The following is a 15,279-nucleotide window of genomic DNA, read 5'->3' on the forward strand; positions in this document are numbered from 1 at the left end:
ATGTGAAAACGCCACTGGGTCCCGGCTTGCGTCAGGGCCCAGTGGCGTTTGTCTTGATGCCGTGCCGGTTTACTTCTTGCTGAACTTGAATACCGACACAGCCTGCAGCAGCCGCATGGTCTGCTCTTCCAGACTGGCTGCAGCCGCTGCGGCTTCTTCCACCAGCGCTGCGTTTTGCTGGGTGCCGGCATCCATCTGCGTCACCGCTTCGTGCACCTGGCCGATGCCCGCGCTTTGCTGCAGCGTAGCTTCGCTGATTTCGCCCATGATGCCGCACACGCGCTGCACCGAATTGACGATCTCGCGCATGGTGTTGCCCGCGTCCTCGACCTGGCGGTTGCCCACCGCGACCTTTTCCACGGAGTCATCGATCAGTTTCTTGATCTCCTTGGCGGCGCCCGCCGAACGCTGCGCCAAGCTGCGCACTTCCGAGGCCACCACCGCAAAGCCGCGTCCTTGTTCCCCGGCGCGTGCGGCTTCCACTGCTGCGTTCAAGGCCAGGATGTTGGTCTGGAAGGCGATGCTGTCGATCAGGCTGATGATGTCGACGATCTTGTTGGAGGAGTCGCTGATCTCATTCATCGTGGCCCCGGTGCTGGCTACCACATCGCCGCCCTTGGTCGCGATCGATGAGGCGGAGCCGGCCAGCTGGTTGGCCTGCAGCGCGTGTTCGGCGTTTTGTTTCACCGTTGACGCCAGTTGCTGCATGCTCGATGCGGTTTCCTCGATGTTGGCCGCTTGCGCTTCGGTGCGGCGCGACAGGTCCAGGTTGCCGGACGCGATTTCGCGCGTGGCGATATTGATGCTTTCCACGTTGGCGCGTACGTCTCCGATGATGGCCGTGAGGTTGACATTCATCTGGCGCAGCGCACCCAGCAGATGGCCCAGCTCATCATGCCGGACGGTCTCGATGCGGGAAGAGAGGTCGCCGCCGGTGATGGAGTGGGTAACCTCGAGCGCCTGGCGCAGCGGCTTGATCAGTGCGCTGCGCAGGGCCACCCACAGCAATATGCTGATCAGGCCGGACGCGGCGGCCAGGCCGCCGATCCACCATTGGTGCAGTGTGGCGAAGCTGACGAACATCACCGCCAGCTGGATGGCCAGCATGGAACCCATGCACAGGTTGATGCGTGTGCCGAGCTGGATGTGCGCCAGTTTGCCGATCCAGCCGGCCAGGCCGGTACGCACGACTTCCCCGCGATGCAAGGCGATGCCCTTGGCTTTGCCGCGGCGGATCGAGGCATAGAGTTTTTCGGCGGCGGCGACCGAGGCGCGGTCGGGCTTGGTGCGTACCGACATGTAGCCGACCACCTGTCCATTTTCACGGATGGGGGTGACGTTGGCGCATACCCAATAGTGGTCGCCGTTCTTGCTGCGGTTCTTGACCAGCCCGGTCCAGGGCGTGCCGCCCTTGATGGTGGCCCACATGTCGGCAAAGGCTTCGCCGGGCATATCGGGATGGCGGATGATGTTTTGCGGCGCACCCAGCAAGTCGCCTTCATCGAAACCGCTGATTTCGATGAAGTAAGGATTGACGTAGGTGATATTGCCCTTGAGGTCGGTCTTTGAAACGATCGCCTTGCCATCGACAAGCAGGCGTTCCACGCCGCTGACCGGCATGTTCATGCGCATCTGTTACTCCCGTATAGAGAAGCTCTGAATCTGAATGAAAACTGCCTGGCGGCCGGCAAGCGCGAGTTGCGCATGCGGGCGGCGGCGTTCACATTTCCCGGTGTGAACGCCAGATGCTCAGGCGCCAGCCATGGTGCCGGCGAACCGGCACGGGCGCCTTACCGCATCATCAGTAGGGTTGGTCGCTTGCCTGTGCCGGATCGCCTGACCCGTTCTGGGGTTTTCCGAAGACTGCAGTGTATGTCGGGTAAAAAGAGCAGTACATGACTACCGTCAATATTATTGAGATTGGCAGCAGAATGAAGATGACGGCATTGATGCTGCCGGTCAGCAAGCTGATGGCCAGGCTGATCAGTGTCGGCACCATGACTGCAATCACGATCCAGGCCAGCGCATACAGCAGGAAGGCAGCACCGGCGCGGCGTACGGTGAAGAAGCTGTAGAACAGCGCTTTCCCCAGCGGCATTTTTTGCCACATGATCAGCGGCGCCGCATACCAGAAGGCCATGGCTGCCGGCACGTACAGCGCGGCGGCGACCAGCATGGCCATGCGCATGCTGCCGGCGGCGCTCTCCAGGTCCTTGGCCTCCAGTCCGCCGCCCATCATGGCTTTCCAGAATATCCCGCCGTCGGCCAGCGCAGAGATGGCGACCACCAGCGTGGCGGCCAGCAGGTAGAGCAGGCCCAGCTTGAGCAGGGTGTTGCGGGCCGGGTCGCGGAAAGCGATGAGGAGCAGGTTCGGATAGACGCGCTGGCCCTTTTCGATCTGTGCGCAGGCTTGCATGAATGACATCGCAAACACCGGGATCAGGATCAGCGGCATTATCTGGCCGAGCACCGGGATGAGCCCCAGCGCCAGCATCAGGAACATGTAGGACAGGAACAGCGTGGACATCTCGGCCGGTTGCTTGCGAAACAGCGAAAAGCCTTGCTTGACCCAGAGCCAGCCGTCTTTTGCGGGAATTTTTTCCATATCGCTCGATTATGAGGGGAGCTGCGGCGAAACCGGCGACAGCGCCGGCGGCGCCTCCCCGATGCGCAGCCGCAGGATGCGTTCGAAATGCGTAGGATCATGCGGCGTGAGCATCTCGGCCTCGCGCGGCATGTAGTAATCAAACAGGCGCGACAGCCAGAAGCGCAGCGCGGCCGCACGCAGCATGGGCTGCCAGGCCTGGTTCTCGGCGTCCGAAAACGGCCGTACCGCGCGGTAGGCCGCCAGCATCGCCTCGGTGCGTTCGATATCGAGCACACCGCTGTCCAGGTCCACGCACCAATCGTTGACCGTTACCGCCAGGTCGAACAGCCAGGTGTCGCAGCCGGCGAAGTAAAAGTCGAAGATGCCGGAGAGCTGGTCGCCGGTGAACATGGCATTGTTGCGGAACAGGTCGGCGTGCACCGGCCCGCGCGGCAGGGCGCGGTAAGTCGCGGTCGCGGCGAAATCCTTTTGGTATTGCACTTCATCGGCCAGCAGGCGTCCCAGTTCGACCGGCAGGAAGGGCAGCACCGCCGGCGTGGTCTCTAGCCACCATGCCAGGCCGCGCAGGTTGGGCTGCATGATCTTGAAGTCCTGGGCTGCCATGTGCATGCGCGCCAGCATGCCGCCCAGCGAGGCGCAGTGCACCGGCTGCGGATCGAGTTGCGATTCGCCTTCCAGTTTGCTGACGATGGCCGCCGGCTTGTCATTGAGCAGGTTGGCGATGGCGCCGCGGTCGTTGGGCACCGGCGCCGGCACCGGGATACCGCGCTGCGCCAGGTGGCGCATCAGTTCCAGGTAGAACGGCAATTGCTCGATATGCAGTTTTTCAAACAGGGTCAGCACGTACTCGCCGCGCTCCGTGCCGATGAAGAAATTGCTGTTCTCGATGCCGGAAGAAATGCCCTTGATCGAGGTGGCTTTGCCAAGCGGGAATTGTTTGATCCAGTCGGAGAGCTGTTCCAGACTGACCGGTGTAAAGACTGCCATGACGAAAGTGAATGAAGTGGTGCTTGCTGATGTGCCGCGTTGGCCGTCGTTGGAGCGGCCTTGCGAACACCGGGAAACCGGGCCATGCAGCCGGGTTTCCCTTATCCCTGAATCCGGCCATGTATTGCTGCGCCGGGCGTGCCTTTGGAGTCCAGCCGGCCGGAACAACGGCCGCTGGCCAGGTGTTGCCGGTCGATATTACTTGTTGCCGCCGTTGTCGGTGCCGGTGCCGTCCTGCTGGGGCTGCTTCTTGACGCCCCAGTCGAACTCGCCCACCTTCCATTGCGCGCTGGTCGGCGGACCGCTCTGGGCGTCGCCCGGGGTCGAGCTGCCAACGTTCTGGTTGGGGCGCAGGTAATAGGTGCTGGGGCCGGACTTGACTTCGATTTCCTTGGTCTGGCCGTGGTCGCGGTGTTCCTTGATGCTGTTACCGCTGCTGTTGCCGTCATCGCCCGGCTTGCGGATGGTCACGGCTGGCGGTTCGCCTTCTTCCAGCTTTTCCAGCTCGGGAGGCGGCGGAGCCGGCTGGGCGGAAGGCGCCTGCTGGGGCTGCTGCGCCACGGCCAGCGGGGCAGCCAGGCCGGCAACGGCGCACAGCAAGGCGGCAGCCAGGGACTCTTTGGACCAGACGTTGGTTGGTTTCATGATCTTTTAGGAAAGGAGTGGTGTTTGTTTTAGGCCATTGTAGCAAACCATCGTTCCGGGCTTGCCGCGTTTCAATGCGGAAAAAGCCTTTGTTGCAACACCAGTCGTGAAAAAGCCCACGCTTGGGGGCGTGGGCTGGCTGCCGGATTGTTCCGGAATTACAGGAACATACCGCTTTGCCGCTCGATTTCGACGTGGCTGTCAGCCGGTTTTTCCTTCTCTTCATGGAATTTCTGGATGGCCTTGACGACCTCGGCCGGATCGTCGATGACCTGCAGCAGGTTCAGGTCCTTGGGCGAGATCATGCCGTCATCGACCAGGCGGGTCTTGATCCAGTCGATCAGGCCGGCCCAGAACTGGCTGCCCACCAGGATCACCGGCATCAGGCGCGACTTGCCGGTCTGCATCAGGGTCAGGGCTTCGGTCAGCTCATCCAGCGTGCCGAAGCCGCCCGGCAGCACCACATAGGCGTCGGCGTACTTGACGAAGGCCACCTTGCGGGCGAAGAAGTGGCGGAAGGACAGCGAGATGTCCTGCCAGCCGTTGCCGTGCTGCTCATGGGGCAGTTCGATGTTCAGGCCCACCGAAGGCGAGGCGCCGTCGAAGGCGCCCTTGTTGGCCGCTTCCATGATGCCGGGGCCGCCACCGGAGATGACCGCGTAGCCCGCATCGGACAGGCGGCGTGCGATGTCGATGCACAGCGCGTAGTGCGGATCTTCGGGCTTGGTGCGGGCGGAACCGAAGATGGAAACGGCGGGACGCAGCTCAGACAGGCGTTCGGTCGATTCAATGAATTCTGCCATAATCGTGAGTACATGCCACGACTCACGCGCCTTCTTTGCCGTCGCGCGTTCAATGTCGTTCACTTCCCGCAGTCGCGGTACTTTTTTTCCTCTTTGTTCCATATGCAAAAAACCTTGTTGTTAGTTGATGGTTCCAGTTACTTGTATCGCGCGTTCCATGCCCTGCCCGATATGCGTAACGCGGAAGGCGCGCCCACCGGTGCGCTGTACGGCATCATCAATATGCTGCGCCGACTGCGTAACGATTATCCCGCAAGTTACGTCGCCTGTGTGTTCGATGCCAAGGGGAAGACCTTCCGCGACGATCTCTATCCCGATTACAAGGCCACCCGCAAGTCGATGCCGGAAGACCTGGTGCTGCAGATCGAACCCATCCATGCCGCGGTGCGCGCGCTGGGCTGGCCGATCCTGATGGTCGAAGGCATCGAGGCCGACGATGTCATCGGTACGCTGTCGGTGCAGGCCACCGCCGCCGGGCTCGACATCATCGTCTCCACCGGCGACAAGGACATGGCGCAGCTGGTCAACGAGCATGTCACGCTGGTCAACACCATGAGCAACGAGATATTGGACATCAAAGGCGTGACCGAGAAATTCGGCGTGCCGCCGGATCGTATCGTGGATTATCTCAGCCTCATCGGCGACACCGTCGATAATGTCCCCGGCGTCGAAAAATGCGGACCGAAGACGGCGGTCAAATGGCTGACCGCCTACGGTTCGCTGGATGGCGTGATGGCCAATGCCGACAAGATCACCGGCGTGGTCGGCGACAACTTGCGCCGTGCCATGGACTGGCTGCCGCAGGGCCGGGTGCTTGTGACGGTGAAGACCGACTGCGACCTGTCTGCGCACATGGTGTCCATCCTGGAGTCGCTGACCATGGCGCCGCAGGACAAGGCCGTGCTCAAGGATCTGTTCACCCGCTACAACTTCCGTACCTGGCTGCGCGAAATCAGTGAAGACGCCAGTTCGTCCGGCGCTGCGCCAACGGCCGCGGCGCCTGCTGCCGGTGCTTCCGCTGCGGCCGATGGACCGGCCCAAAGCGGCCTGTTTGCGCCGGCTGCGCCCACCGAGTACGAGACCGTGCTGACCGACGAGCAGTTGGACAAATGGATCGCCGTCATCGATGCCGCCGCGCTGACCGCGGTCGATACCGAAACCACCTCGCTGGAAGCGATGCGGGCCGAGATGGTCGGCATCTCGCTGTGCTGCGAGGTGGGCCGCGCGGCTTACATCCCGGTCGGCCACAACTACCAGGATGCGCCGCCGCAACTGGCGCGCGACCACGTGCTCGCAAAGCTCAAGCCCTGGCTGGAAGATCCTTCCAAGCCCAAGCTCGGCCAGAACCTGAAATACGACAGCCACATCTTTGCCAACTACGGCATCCAGGTCGCCGGGATCAAGCACGACACGCTGCTGGAGTCCTATGTGTTCGAGTCGCACCGCACGCATGACATGGACAGCCTCGCCGCGCGCCACCTCGACCGCAAGACCATCACCTATACCGAAGTGTGCGGGAAGGGCGCATCGCAGATCGGCTTCAATGAAGTGGCGATCGACCGCGCCACCGAATACGCGGCCGAAGACGCCGATGTCACGCTGGCGTTGCATCACGCCATGTGGCCGCAGATCGAGCACGACGACAAGCTGCGTTTCATCTACGAGAAGATCGAAGTGCCGACCTCGGTGGTGCTGCAGAAGATCGAGCGCAACGGCGTGCTGATCGACAGCGAACGCCTGGCGCAGCAATCGAACGACCTTGGCAAGCGCATGCTGGAGATCGAGCAGCAGGCCTACGACCTGGCCGGCCAGCCGTTCAACCTGAACTCGCCCAAGCAGCTCGGCGAGATCCTGTTCGGCAAGCTGGAGCTGCCGCCCGTGAAGAAGACCGCCTCCGGCGCGCCGTCGACCGACGAGGAAGTGCTGCAAAAGCTGGCCGAGGATTATCCGTTGCCCAAGGTGCTGCTCGATTACCGCGGCCTGGCCAAGCTGAAGTCGACCTATACCGACAAGCTGCCCAAGATGGTCAACCCGGACACCGGCCGCGTGCATACCAACTATGCGCAGGCAGTGGCGGTGACCGGCCGTCTGGCCTCCAACGATCCCACCCTGCAGAACATCCCCACCCGCACCGCCGAAGGCCGCCGTATCCGCGAAGCCTTCGTGGCGCCGGAGGGCAGCGTGATCGTCTCGGCCGACTATTCGCAGATCGAACTGCGCATCATGGCGCACATCTCGGAAGACGAAAACATGCTCAAGGCCTTCGCCGACGGCGAAGACATCCACCGCGCCACCGCCGCCGAGATCTTCGGCATTGCGCCTGACAAGGTCGAGTCCGAGCAGCGCCGCTACGCCAAGGTGATCAACTTCGGCCTGATCTACGGCATGAGCGCCTTCGGCCTGGCTGGCAACCTCGGCATCGAGCGTTCCGCTGCGCAGATGTACATCGACAAATATTTTCAGCGGTTCTCCGGCGTGAAGCGCTACATGGACGAGACGCGCATGCAGGCCAAGGCGCGCGGTTACGTCGAAACCGTGTTCGGCCGCCGCCTGTGGCTGCCCGAAATCAACTCGCCCAACGGCCCGCGCCGCCAGGGCGCCGAACGTGCGGCGATCAACGCACCAATGCAGGGCACCGCCGCCGATCTGATCAAGCTGGCGATGATTGCGGTACAGGGCTGGCTGGAATCGGAAAAGCTGGACACGCGCATGATCATGCAGGTGCACGACGAACTGGTGTTGGAAGTCCCGCAACAAGAACTGGAACGGGTGCGTGAAAAGCTGCCGGAACTGATGAAAAATGTTGCGGAACTGAAAGTCCCCTTGCTAGCAGAGGTCGGAATCGGTAAGAATTGGGACGAGGCGCATTAATTTCCATCTGGCATAAGTTGTATAACAAAAGAATCATGCCATTCGAATAAGCCGGCCCTGCAAGTACACATGGCATACCGGCCAGAACAAACGGCAAGACACCGCAGGGCCGTAGTACCGCAGCATCAATAACAATAAATCAAGAAACATCCGCCGCGACCGCCCAACAACCACAAGACGGCGCGTACGGATGGAGGGAAGGCCGGACCGCGTCCGGCACAGGAAGGAGGCTGCGGCGAAGGCGCCGGCAGGGGATCAGGATTCATCAAGGCGGGCATGCGCGCAGGGATAGCGCGCAGCGTGTGCCGATTCTCCCCGGCTTTTCGTTCAATGCCCCCGGTGATGACACTAGGAGGAGACGTGATGAAGTCAGGGATCAAAGTGGGTACGCGCCTGGGGCTCGGGTTTGCGTGGGTGGTGTTGCTGCTGGTGCTGGTGACTGCTTTCGGCATCTACAACATGCATCAGGTGCAGGCGCGTTTCAATAATGTGGTGGAGATCAAGAACCCCGAAAGTGCGCTGGTCAAGGACATGATGGACACCGTGGCCGAGCGTTCCATCTCGCTGCGCAACCTGATGCTGCCGGCCGCGCCCGAGGATGTCGATATCGAAGCGCAATACATCGACGCACAGACCCTCAAGTACAAGATGTCGGCGCAAAAGCTGCAGAAGCTGTTTGAGGAATCACCCGGCACCACTGACGAGGAAAAGGCCGCGCTGCCTAAAATCAAGGTCCACGCCGACAATGCTGAAAAACTGATCGTCCAGGCGGTAGAGTTCGGCCAGCGCCGCGAAGCCTATGAGCTGGCGCAGTTCCTGAAGGAGCAATACCTGCCGGTGCAGAAGTCATGGCAAGTCGAGTTGAAGTCGCTCGCCGTGCTGGAAGACAAGCTCAATAAGGAGGCTGCCGCCTCCAGCGCCGCAGCCTATGCCCAGGCGCGCCTGTTGATGCTAATTACCAGCGCCATCGGTGTGGTGACCGCCATCCTGGCTGCCATTTGGCTGACCCGCCACCTGTTGCGCAAGCTGGGCGGCGAGCCTGACTATGCGGTGAAGATCGCCGGCCAGATCGCCGAGGGTGACCTGGCGGTGCGTATCAACACCCGTCCCGGCGACACCGACAGCCTGATGGTGGCCATGCGCGTCATGCGCGACAAGCTGGCGGCCATCGTCGCCGAGGTGCGCGTGGGGTCGGAAACCATCACGACCGCCTCCTCGGAAATCGCGCGCGGCAACCTCGATTTGTCTTCGCGCACCGAGCAGCAGGCCGGCGCACTGGAAGAGACCGCCTCTTCGATGGAGCAGCTCAATTCCACCGTCAAGCAGAATGCCGAGAATGCGCATCAGGCCAATGGCCTGGCCCTGGCAGCGTCCGACGTGGCGGTGCAAGGCGGTTCCATCGTGTCGCAGGTGGTGGAGACCATGCAATCGATCAATGCCTCTTCGCAAAAGGTGGCCGACATCGTCAGCGTGATCGACGGCATCGCCTTCCAGACCAACATCCTGGCGCTCAATGCCGCGGTGGAAGCGGCCCGCGCCGGCGAGCAGGGCCGCGGCTTCGCCGTGGTGGCTTCCGAAGTGCGCTCGCTGGCGCAACGTTCGGCTGCCGCCGCCAAGGAGATCAAGGTATTGATCGGCGACTCGGTGGGCAAGGTCGAGAACGGCAGCAAGCTGGTTGAGCAGGCCGGCAGCACCATGAACGACATCGTTACCAGTATCAAGCGCGTGACCGATGTGATGACCGAGATCACCCACGCCAACCGCGAACAGAGCAGCGGCATCGAGCAGGTCAATGAAGCGATCATCCAGATCGACGACATGACCCAGCAGAACGCGGCGCTGGTGGAGCAGGCCGCGGCAGCCGCACGCTCGCTGCAGGAACAGGCTTCCGGTCTGCAGCAACTGGTCAGCGTGTTCCGCCTGGACGCCAATCAGGGCCTGGCGACGCAGGCCTACGCCAGCGATGAGCGCACCATCGACATCACGCCGGCGGCGCCGGAACTGGCGGTTGGCGGCAAGGTGTTGGCGGTGCAGGGCTGAGGTTGACATCGTGCGCCCGTTTGCGGGTAGTATCCGGCTTGGGATGCAAGCCGGTCAGCAAGGGATGTGAGGCGCTGTAGCAAAGACGTCTTTATTCCATCAAAGCGGCCTGCATGCAGGCCGCTTTTTCATTGGAGCGGCTGGCATGCGCCGCCCGCCAGCATTTCCGGTATTGTCGATTTTCAGCAGGCTTCAGGACAACCGACTCAACTCAGCCCGAACAATGGAGAATCCGATGAACGACCTTCGTAAAGACCTCGACAGCCTGCTTGGCGAGAGCCGCCTGTCCGGCACCCCAGATCGCCGTACTTTCCTCAAGACCGCCCTGGGCACGGGATTTGCCGCCGCGGTGCTGCCGGTGTGCGCGCAGACCATGATCAAGACCGACACCGCCGGCCTGACCGCGGGCGAGGTGGCGATCACCGTCAACGGCCAGCGCGTGCCGGCCTATCGCGCCCAGCCTGAAGGCAAGACCAACCTGCCGGTGGTGATCGTGGTGTCGGAGATCTTCGGCGTGCATGAGCATATCGCCGATATCGCCCGCCGTTTCGCCAAGCTCGGCTATCTCGCCATCGCGCCGGACTTCTTCATCCGCCAGGGCAACCCGATGGCCTACACCTCGATCGCCGAGCTGCAGAAGGACATCATCTCCAAGGTGCCCGACGAGCAAGTCATGGGCGACATTGACGCCTACGTGAAATGGGCCGGCGAAAACGGCGGCGACATCAGCCGCCTGGGCATCAACGGTTTTTGCTGGGGCGGCCGCATCGTCTGGCTGTACAGTGCGCACAACCCCAAGGTCAAGGCCGGTGCGGCCTGGTACGGCCGCATCGTCGGCGACAAGAGCGCGCTGTTCCCGCAGAACCCGATCGACATCGCTCCCTCGCTAAAGGTGCCGGTGATCGGTTTGTACGGCGGCAAGGACCAGGGTATTCCGGTGTCTACCGTCGAGCAGATGAAGGAAGCGCTGCAGAAGGCCGGCAACAAGTCGGAATTCCACGTCTACCCGAATTCCGGCCACGCCTTCAATGCCGACTACCGGCCGAGTTATGTCGAGGCTGACGCCAAGGATGCCTGGGCGCATGTGGTGGCCTGGTTCAAGAGCCACGGCGTGATCTGACCTCTGTATGGGTGCTCGACGACGCTATTGCCGGCGTCGAGCAGGCAACGCCGGGACGGCAACCGCGCGATGCTGCGTGGAAACTGCGGACCAATCTTGACGGTTTGATATTGCTGCCGCCATTCCCGGTTGCGCCGTTTTACCGGCTTGCCCACGCGGGGCAGCGGCCAAAACTGCTAAAATGCGGGGATGATCAAGAGACGTAACGTTCCCTTTAGCTTCTCTGCCGAGGATTTCGACGAATCCGCGGATTCCTTTGGCGGTTTCGATCCTTTCGGCCGCATCCAGGCCCGTCGCGCGGCCGCCGCTGCAGCAGCGGCAAGTGAAGACGATGCGGCAGGCGACAGCGCCGCCGACGAAGAGGCCAAGGCTCCGTTGGACCTGGACCTGACCAACCATTTCCTGATCGCCATGCCGTCCATGCTGGACCCGATCTTCGGCGGCACCGTGGTCTACCTGTGCGAACACAACCATAACGGCGCGCTCGGCGTGGTCATCAACAAGCCGACCGACATGACCATGGACGTGCTGTTGGACCGCATCAACCTCAAGCTCGAAATCAAGCCCGACACGCCTGACGCCATGCCCGAGGTATACCGGCGCCCGGTGATGTTCGGCGGCCCGGTGCAGGTGGAGCGCGGCTTTGTACTGCATTCCGTGCAGCATTCGACGCCGGACCAGTTTTCTTCCACGCTGCAGGTGACCGACGACATCGCCCTGACCACGTCCAAGGACGTGCTGGAAGCGGTGGCGCATGGCAACGGCCCGACGCAGGTGCTGGTCAGCCTGGGGTGCTCGGGCTGGAGCGCCGGCCAACTGGAAGATGAACTCGGCCGCAACGGCTGGCTGACGGTGAAGGCCGACCCGGCCATCATCTTCGAGATGCCGGTGGAAGAGCGTTTCACTGCCGCGCTGGCCTTGCTGGGCATCGACCCGGTGATGCTGTCCGGCGATGCCGGGCGCGCCTAGGTTCGGAGCGCGCTACTTGGAGACTTTGCTTGCCTTCGATTTCGGCCTGAAACGCATCGGCGTGGCCGTGGGCAACACCGGTTTGAAACAGGCGCAGCCGCTGGCGGTGATCAGCGAGCCGACCAACGACGGCAAGTTTGCCGCTGTCGGCCGGCTGATCGCAGAATGGCAGCCCAGCCGCTGCGTGGTCGGCCTGCCGCTGCATCCGGACGGCGCCGAGCATGAGATGAGCGTGCGCTGCCGGCGTTTCGCGAACCAATTGCATGGCCGCTTCGGCGTCGAGGTGGCGTTGGTCGATGAGCGCTACTCGTCGGCCGTGATCGCGCAGCAGCGCGGCGAGCAGATCGACGACCAGGCGGCCGCCATCATTTTGCAGCAATACTTTGACGAGTCCGACTCATGAGTACAACAACCCCTACGCCCTCTGCGCTCGACGCAGAAGCGCTGTACCGGAAGCTGGCACAGCAGGTCAAAGCCGGCTTGCAGGGCGCACCCAATGTCGCGCTGGTCGGCATCCATTCCGGCGGCGCCTGGCTGGCCGAGCGCCTGGCCGATGAGCTGAAGCTGGGCGAACGCCTGGGCTTCATCGACGTTTCCTTCTACCGTGACGATTTCGCCGAGAAGGGCCTGCGCTCCGACGTCAAGCCCAGCCAGATCCCGTTCGATGTCGAAGGCGCGACCATCGTGCTGATCGACGATGTGCTCTATACCGGGCGCACCACGCGCGCGGCGGTCAACGAACTGTTCGACTACGGCCGTCCGGCGCGCGTGCTGCTGGCAGCGCTGGTCGACCGCGGCGGGCGCGAGCTGCCGATCGCCGCCGATTTCCTGGCCGAGACGGTCACCCTTTCCAAACAAGAAAACCTGCAATTGCAACGCGCCGACGATGGCCGATTCTCCCTGACGGTGGTCCATGCTTAATCCACAACTGAACAAAAACGGCGAACTGCAACACCTGTTGACCATTGAAGGTCTGCCCAAAGCGATCCTGAACCACATCCTCGACACCGCCTCGTCCTTCGTCAGCATCGGCGACCGCGAAGTGAAGAAGGTGCCGCTGATGCGGGGAAAAAGCGTGTTCAACCTGTTCTTCGAGAACTCCACGCGCACCCGCACCACCTTCGAGATCGCCTCCAAGCGCCTGTCGGCCGACGTGATCAACCTGAACATCCAGGCATCGAGCACCAGCAAGGGCGAGTCGCTGTTGGACACCATCGACAACCTGGCGGCGATGCATGCCGACATGTTCGTGGTGCGCCACGCGCAGTCCGGCGCGCCGTTCCTGATCGCCAAGCACCTGATCGACACCAGGCAGTCGCACGTCCACGTGGTCAACGCCGGTGACGGCCGCCACGCGCACCCGACCCAGGGCCTGCTGGACATGTACACCATCCGCCACTACAAGAAGGACTTCACCAACCTGCGCGTGGCGATCGTGGGCGACATCCTGCACAGCCGGGTGGCGCGTTCCGACATCCATGCGCTGACCACGCTGGGTGTGCCCGAAGTGCGCGCCATCGGCCCGCGCACCTTGCTGCCCAGCGGCCTGGAGCAGATGGGCGTGCGCGTGTTCCACAACATGGAAGAGGGCTTGAAGGACGTCGACGTGATCATCATGCTGCGCTTGCAGAACGAGCGCATGAGCGGCGCCCTGCTGCCTTCGGCGCAAGAGTTCTTCAAGAGCTACGGCCTGACGCCCGAGCGCCTGGCGCTGGCCAAGCCGGATGCGATCGTAATGCACCCGGGCCCGATGAACCGCGGCGTGGAAATCGACTCGGCCGTGGCCGACGGCGCCCAGGCGGTGATCCTGCCGCAGGTGACCTTCGGCATCGCGGTGCGCATGGCGGTGATGGGCATCGTGGCGGGCAACTGAATTACCGGACACAGCAACACAAGCGACATAACAGCGATGTTTTGGACGACCTCGTTAAGAAAATACTGAACTGATGAAACTGCATATCAAGAACGGCCGGCTGATCGACCCGGCCAACGGCATCGATGCGCAACAGGATGTGTATGTGGCGGCCGGCAAGATCGTCGGCATCGGCCAGGCGCCTGCCGACTTCACCGCCAACAAGACGCTCGACGCCACCGGCCTGGTAGTCTCGCCCGGCCTGGTCGACCTCTCGGCGCGCCTGCGCGAGCCGGGCTACGAATACAAGGCCACGCTGGAATCCGAAATGCAGGCTGCGATGCAGGGCGGCGTGACCAGCCTGGTGTGTCCGCCGGATACCGATCCGGTGCTGGACGAGCCGGGCCTAGTGGAGATGCTGAAACATCGCGCCAAGTCGCTCAACCAGGCGCACGTCTACCCGTTGGGCGCGTTGACCGCCGGCCTCAAGGGCCATGCGCTGACCGAAATGGCCGAGCTGACCGAGGCCGGTTGCATCGGCTTCTCGCAGGCTGAAGAACCGATCACCGACACCACCGTGTTGATGAGTGCGCTGCAATACGCCAAGACCTTCAACTACACCGTCTGGCTGCGCCCGCAGGATCCGCACCTGGGCCGCTTCGGTATTGCCCACAGCGGCCCGGCAGCGTCGCGCCTGGGTCTCTCGGGCGTGCCGGTGATGTCGGAAACCATCGCGCTGTACACGCTGTTCGAGCTGATGCGCGCCACCGGCGCGCGGGTGCACCTGTGTCGCATCTCCTCGGCTGCCGGCCTGGAGCTGGTGCGCCAGGCCAAGAGCGAAGGCCTGCCGGTCACCTGCGACGTCGGCGTGCACCATATTCACTTGTGCGACCTGGACATCGGATTCTTCGACTCCAACGCCCGCCTGACCCCGCCGCTGCGCTCGCAGCGCGACCGCGAGGCAATCCGCGCGGCGCTGCTGGACGGCACCATCGATGCGGTCTGCTCCGATCACACCCCGGTTGATGATGACGAGAAGCTGCTGCCTTTCGGTGAAGCCTCGCCCGGCGCCACCGGTCTGGAACTGCTGCTGTCGCTGTCGCTGAAATGGGCGCTGGAGTCCGATGGCGAAGGCAAGGACGTGCTGTCCAAGGCGATCGCCAAGATCACCCACCGCGCGGCCAAGGTGGCTGGCCTGAAGGCCGGCAACCTGGCGTTGGGCAGCCCGGCCGACCTGTGCCTGTTCGACCCCAATGCGATGTGGAAGGTGGAAGGCGCGGCACTGGCCAGCCAGGGCAAGCACACGCCTTTCCTCGGCTATGAACTGCCCGGTGTGGTCAAGGCCACCATCGTTTCCGGCCATATCGCGTTCGAGCGCTGATCC

General features: G+C 62.8%; 13 protein-coding genes. 8 read left to right on the forward strand and 5 right to left on the reverse strand.

All coding sequences use genetic code 11. The features are described from left to right. Positions 1-69 precede the first annotated feature (69 nt). The 5 genes from AKL28_RS06495 to AKL28_RS06515 all read right to left on the reverse strand — a co-directional run bounded on the left by AKL28_RS06495 (position 70) and on the right by AKL28_RS06515 (position 5,145). Complete coding sequence (locus tag AKL28_RS06495) at positions 70-1,632, reverse strand: methyl-accepting chemotaxis protein (RefSeq protein WP_050467292.1); 1,563 nt, start codon at positions 1,630-1,632, stop codon at positions 70-72. A gap of 169 nt (positions 1,633-1,801) precedes the next feature. Then, positions 1,802-2,605, reverse strand: coding sequence for a BPSS1780 family membrane protein (locus AKL28_RS06500; RefSeq protein WP_050467293.1), 804 nt, complete (start codon positions 2,603-2,605; stop codon positions 1,802-1,804). Positions 2,606-2,614: 9 nt separating this feature from the next. Next, positions 2,615-3,595, reverse strand: a complete 981-nt coding sequence (locus tag AKL28_RS06505; RefSeq protein ID WP_050467294.1) for a homoserine kinase — start codon at positions 3,593-3,595, stop codon at positions 2,615-2,617. A gap of 198 nt (positions 3,596-3,793) precedes the next feature. Then, the gene (locus tag AKL28_RS06510; protein WP_050467295.1) at positions 3,794-4,240 is read right to left on the reverse strand and encodes a hypothetical protein; all 447 of its coding nucleotides are present in this window, start codon (positions 4,238-4,240) and stop codon (positions 3,794-3,796) included. A gap of 158 nt (positions 4,241-4,398) precedes the next feature. Next, positions 4,399-5,145: an LOG family protein gene (locus AKL28_RS06515; RefSeq protein WP_050467296.1), complete on the reverse strand. Its 747-nt coding sequence runs from the start codon at positions 5,143-5,145 to the stop codon at positions 4,399-4,401. On the opposite strand from AKL28_RS06515, the gene polA reads away from it, so the two are divergent. The 8 genes from polA to AKL28_RS06555 all read left to right on the forward strand — a co-directional run bounded on the left by polA (position 5,146) and on the right by AKL28_RS06555 (position 15,276). Beyond that, positions 5,146-7,914: a DNA polymerase I gene (polA, locus tag AKL28_RS06520; RefSeq protein ID WP_050467297.1), complete on the forward strand. Its 2,769-nt coding sequence runs from the start codon at positions 5,146-5,148 to the stop codon at positions 7,912-7,914. A gap of 363 nt (positions 7,915-8,277) precedes the next feature. After that, on the forward strand, positions 8,278-9,954 hold the full coding sequence (locus tag AKL28_RS06525; RefSeq protein WP_050467298.1) for a methyl-accepting chemotaxis protein: 1,677 nt from the start codon (positions 8,278-8,280) through the stop codon (positions 9,952-9,954). A 235-nt stretch (positions 9,955-10,189) separates the two neighbouring features. Further along, entirely contained in the window at positions 10,190-11,074 is an 885-nt protein-coding gene (locus AKL28_RS06530; protein WP_050467299.1) for a dienelactone hydrolase family protein, read from the forward strand. A gap of 189 nt (positions 11,075-11,263) precedes the next feature. Next, positions 11,264-12,043: a YqgE/AlgH family protein gene (locus AKL28_RS06535; RefSeq protein ID WP_082221393.1), complete on the forward strand. Its 780-nt coding sequence runs from the start codon at positions 11,264-11,266 to the stop codon at positions 12,041-12,043. A 16-nt stretch (positions 12,044-12,059) separates the two neighbouring features. Further along, the gene (ruvX, locus tag AKL28_RS06540; RefSeq protein WP_050467300.1) at positions 12,060-12,446 is read left to right on the forward strand and encodes a Holliday junction resolvase RuvX; all 387 of its coding nucleotides are present in this window, start codon (positions 12,060-12,062) and stop codon (positions 12,444-12,446) included. Further along, the gene (pyrR, locus tag AKL28_RS06545; protein ID WP_050467301.1) at positions 12,443-12,964 is read left to right on the forward strand and encodes a bifunctional pyr operon transcriptional regulator/uracil phosphoribosyltransferase PyrR; all 522 of its coding nucleotides are present in this window, start codon (positions 12,443-12,445) and stop codon (positions 12,962-12,964) included. The genes ruvX and pyrR overlap by 4 nt, the downstream gene beginning before the upstream one ends. Beyond that, positions 12,957-13,916 (forward strand): aspartate carbamoyltransferase catalytic subunit, encoded by a 960-nt coding sequence (locus tag AKL28_RS06550; RefSeq protein ID WP_050467302.1) that lies wholly within the window; start codon positions 12,957-12,959, stop codon positions 13,914-13,916. The genes pyrR and AKL28_RS06550 overlap by 8 nt, the downstream gene beginning before the upstream one ends. A gap of 73 nt (positions 13,917-13,989) precedes the next feature. Further along, entirely contained in the window at positions 13,990-15,276 is a 1,287-nt protein-coding gene (locus AKL28_RS06555) for a dihydroorotase (protein ID WP_050467303.1), read from the forward strand. The last annotated feature ends 3 nt before the right edge of the window (positions 15,277-15,279 follow it).

Source organism: Herbaspirillum chlorophenolicum (genome assembly GCF_001189955.1).
Taxonomy (GTDB): Bacteria; Pseudomonadota; Gammaproteobacteria; order Burkholderiales; family Burkholderiaceae_D; genus Herbaspirillum; species Herbaspirillum chlorophenolicum.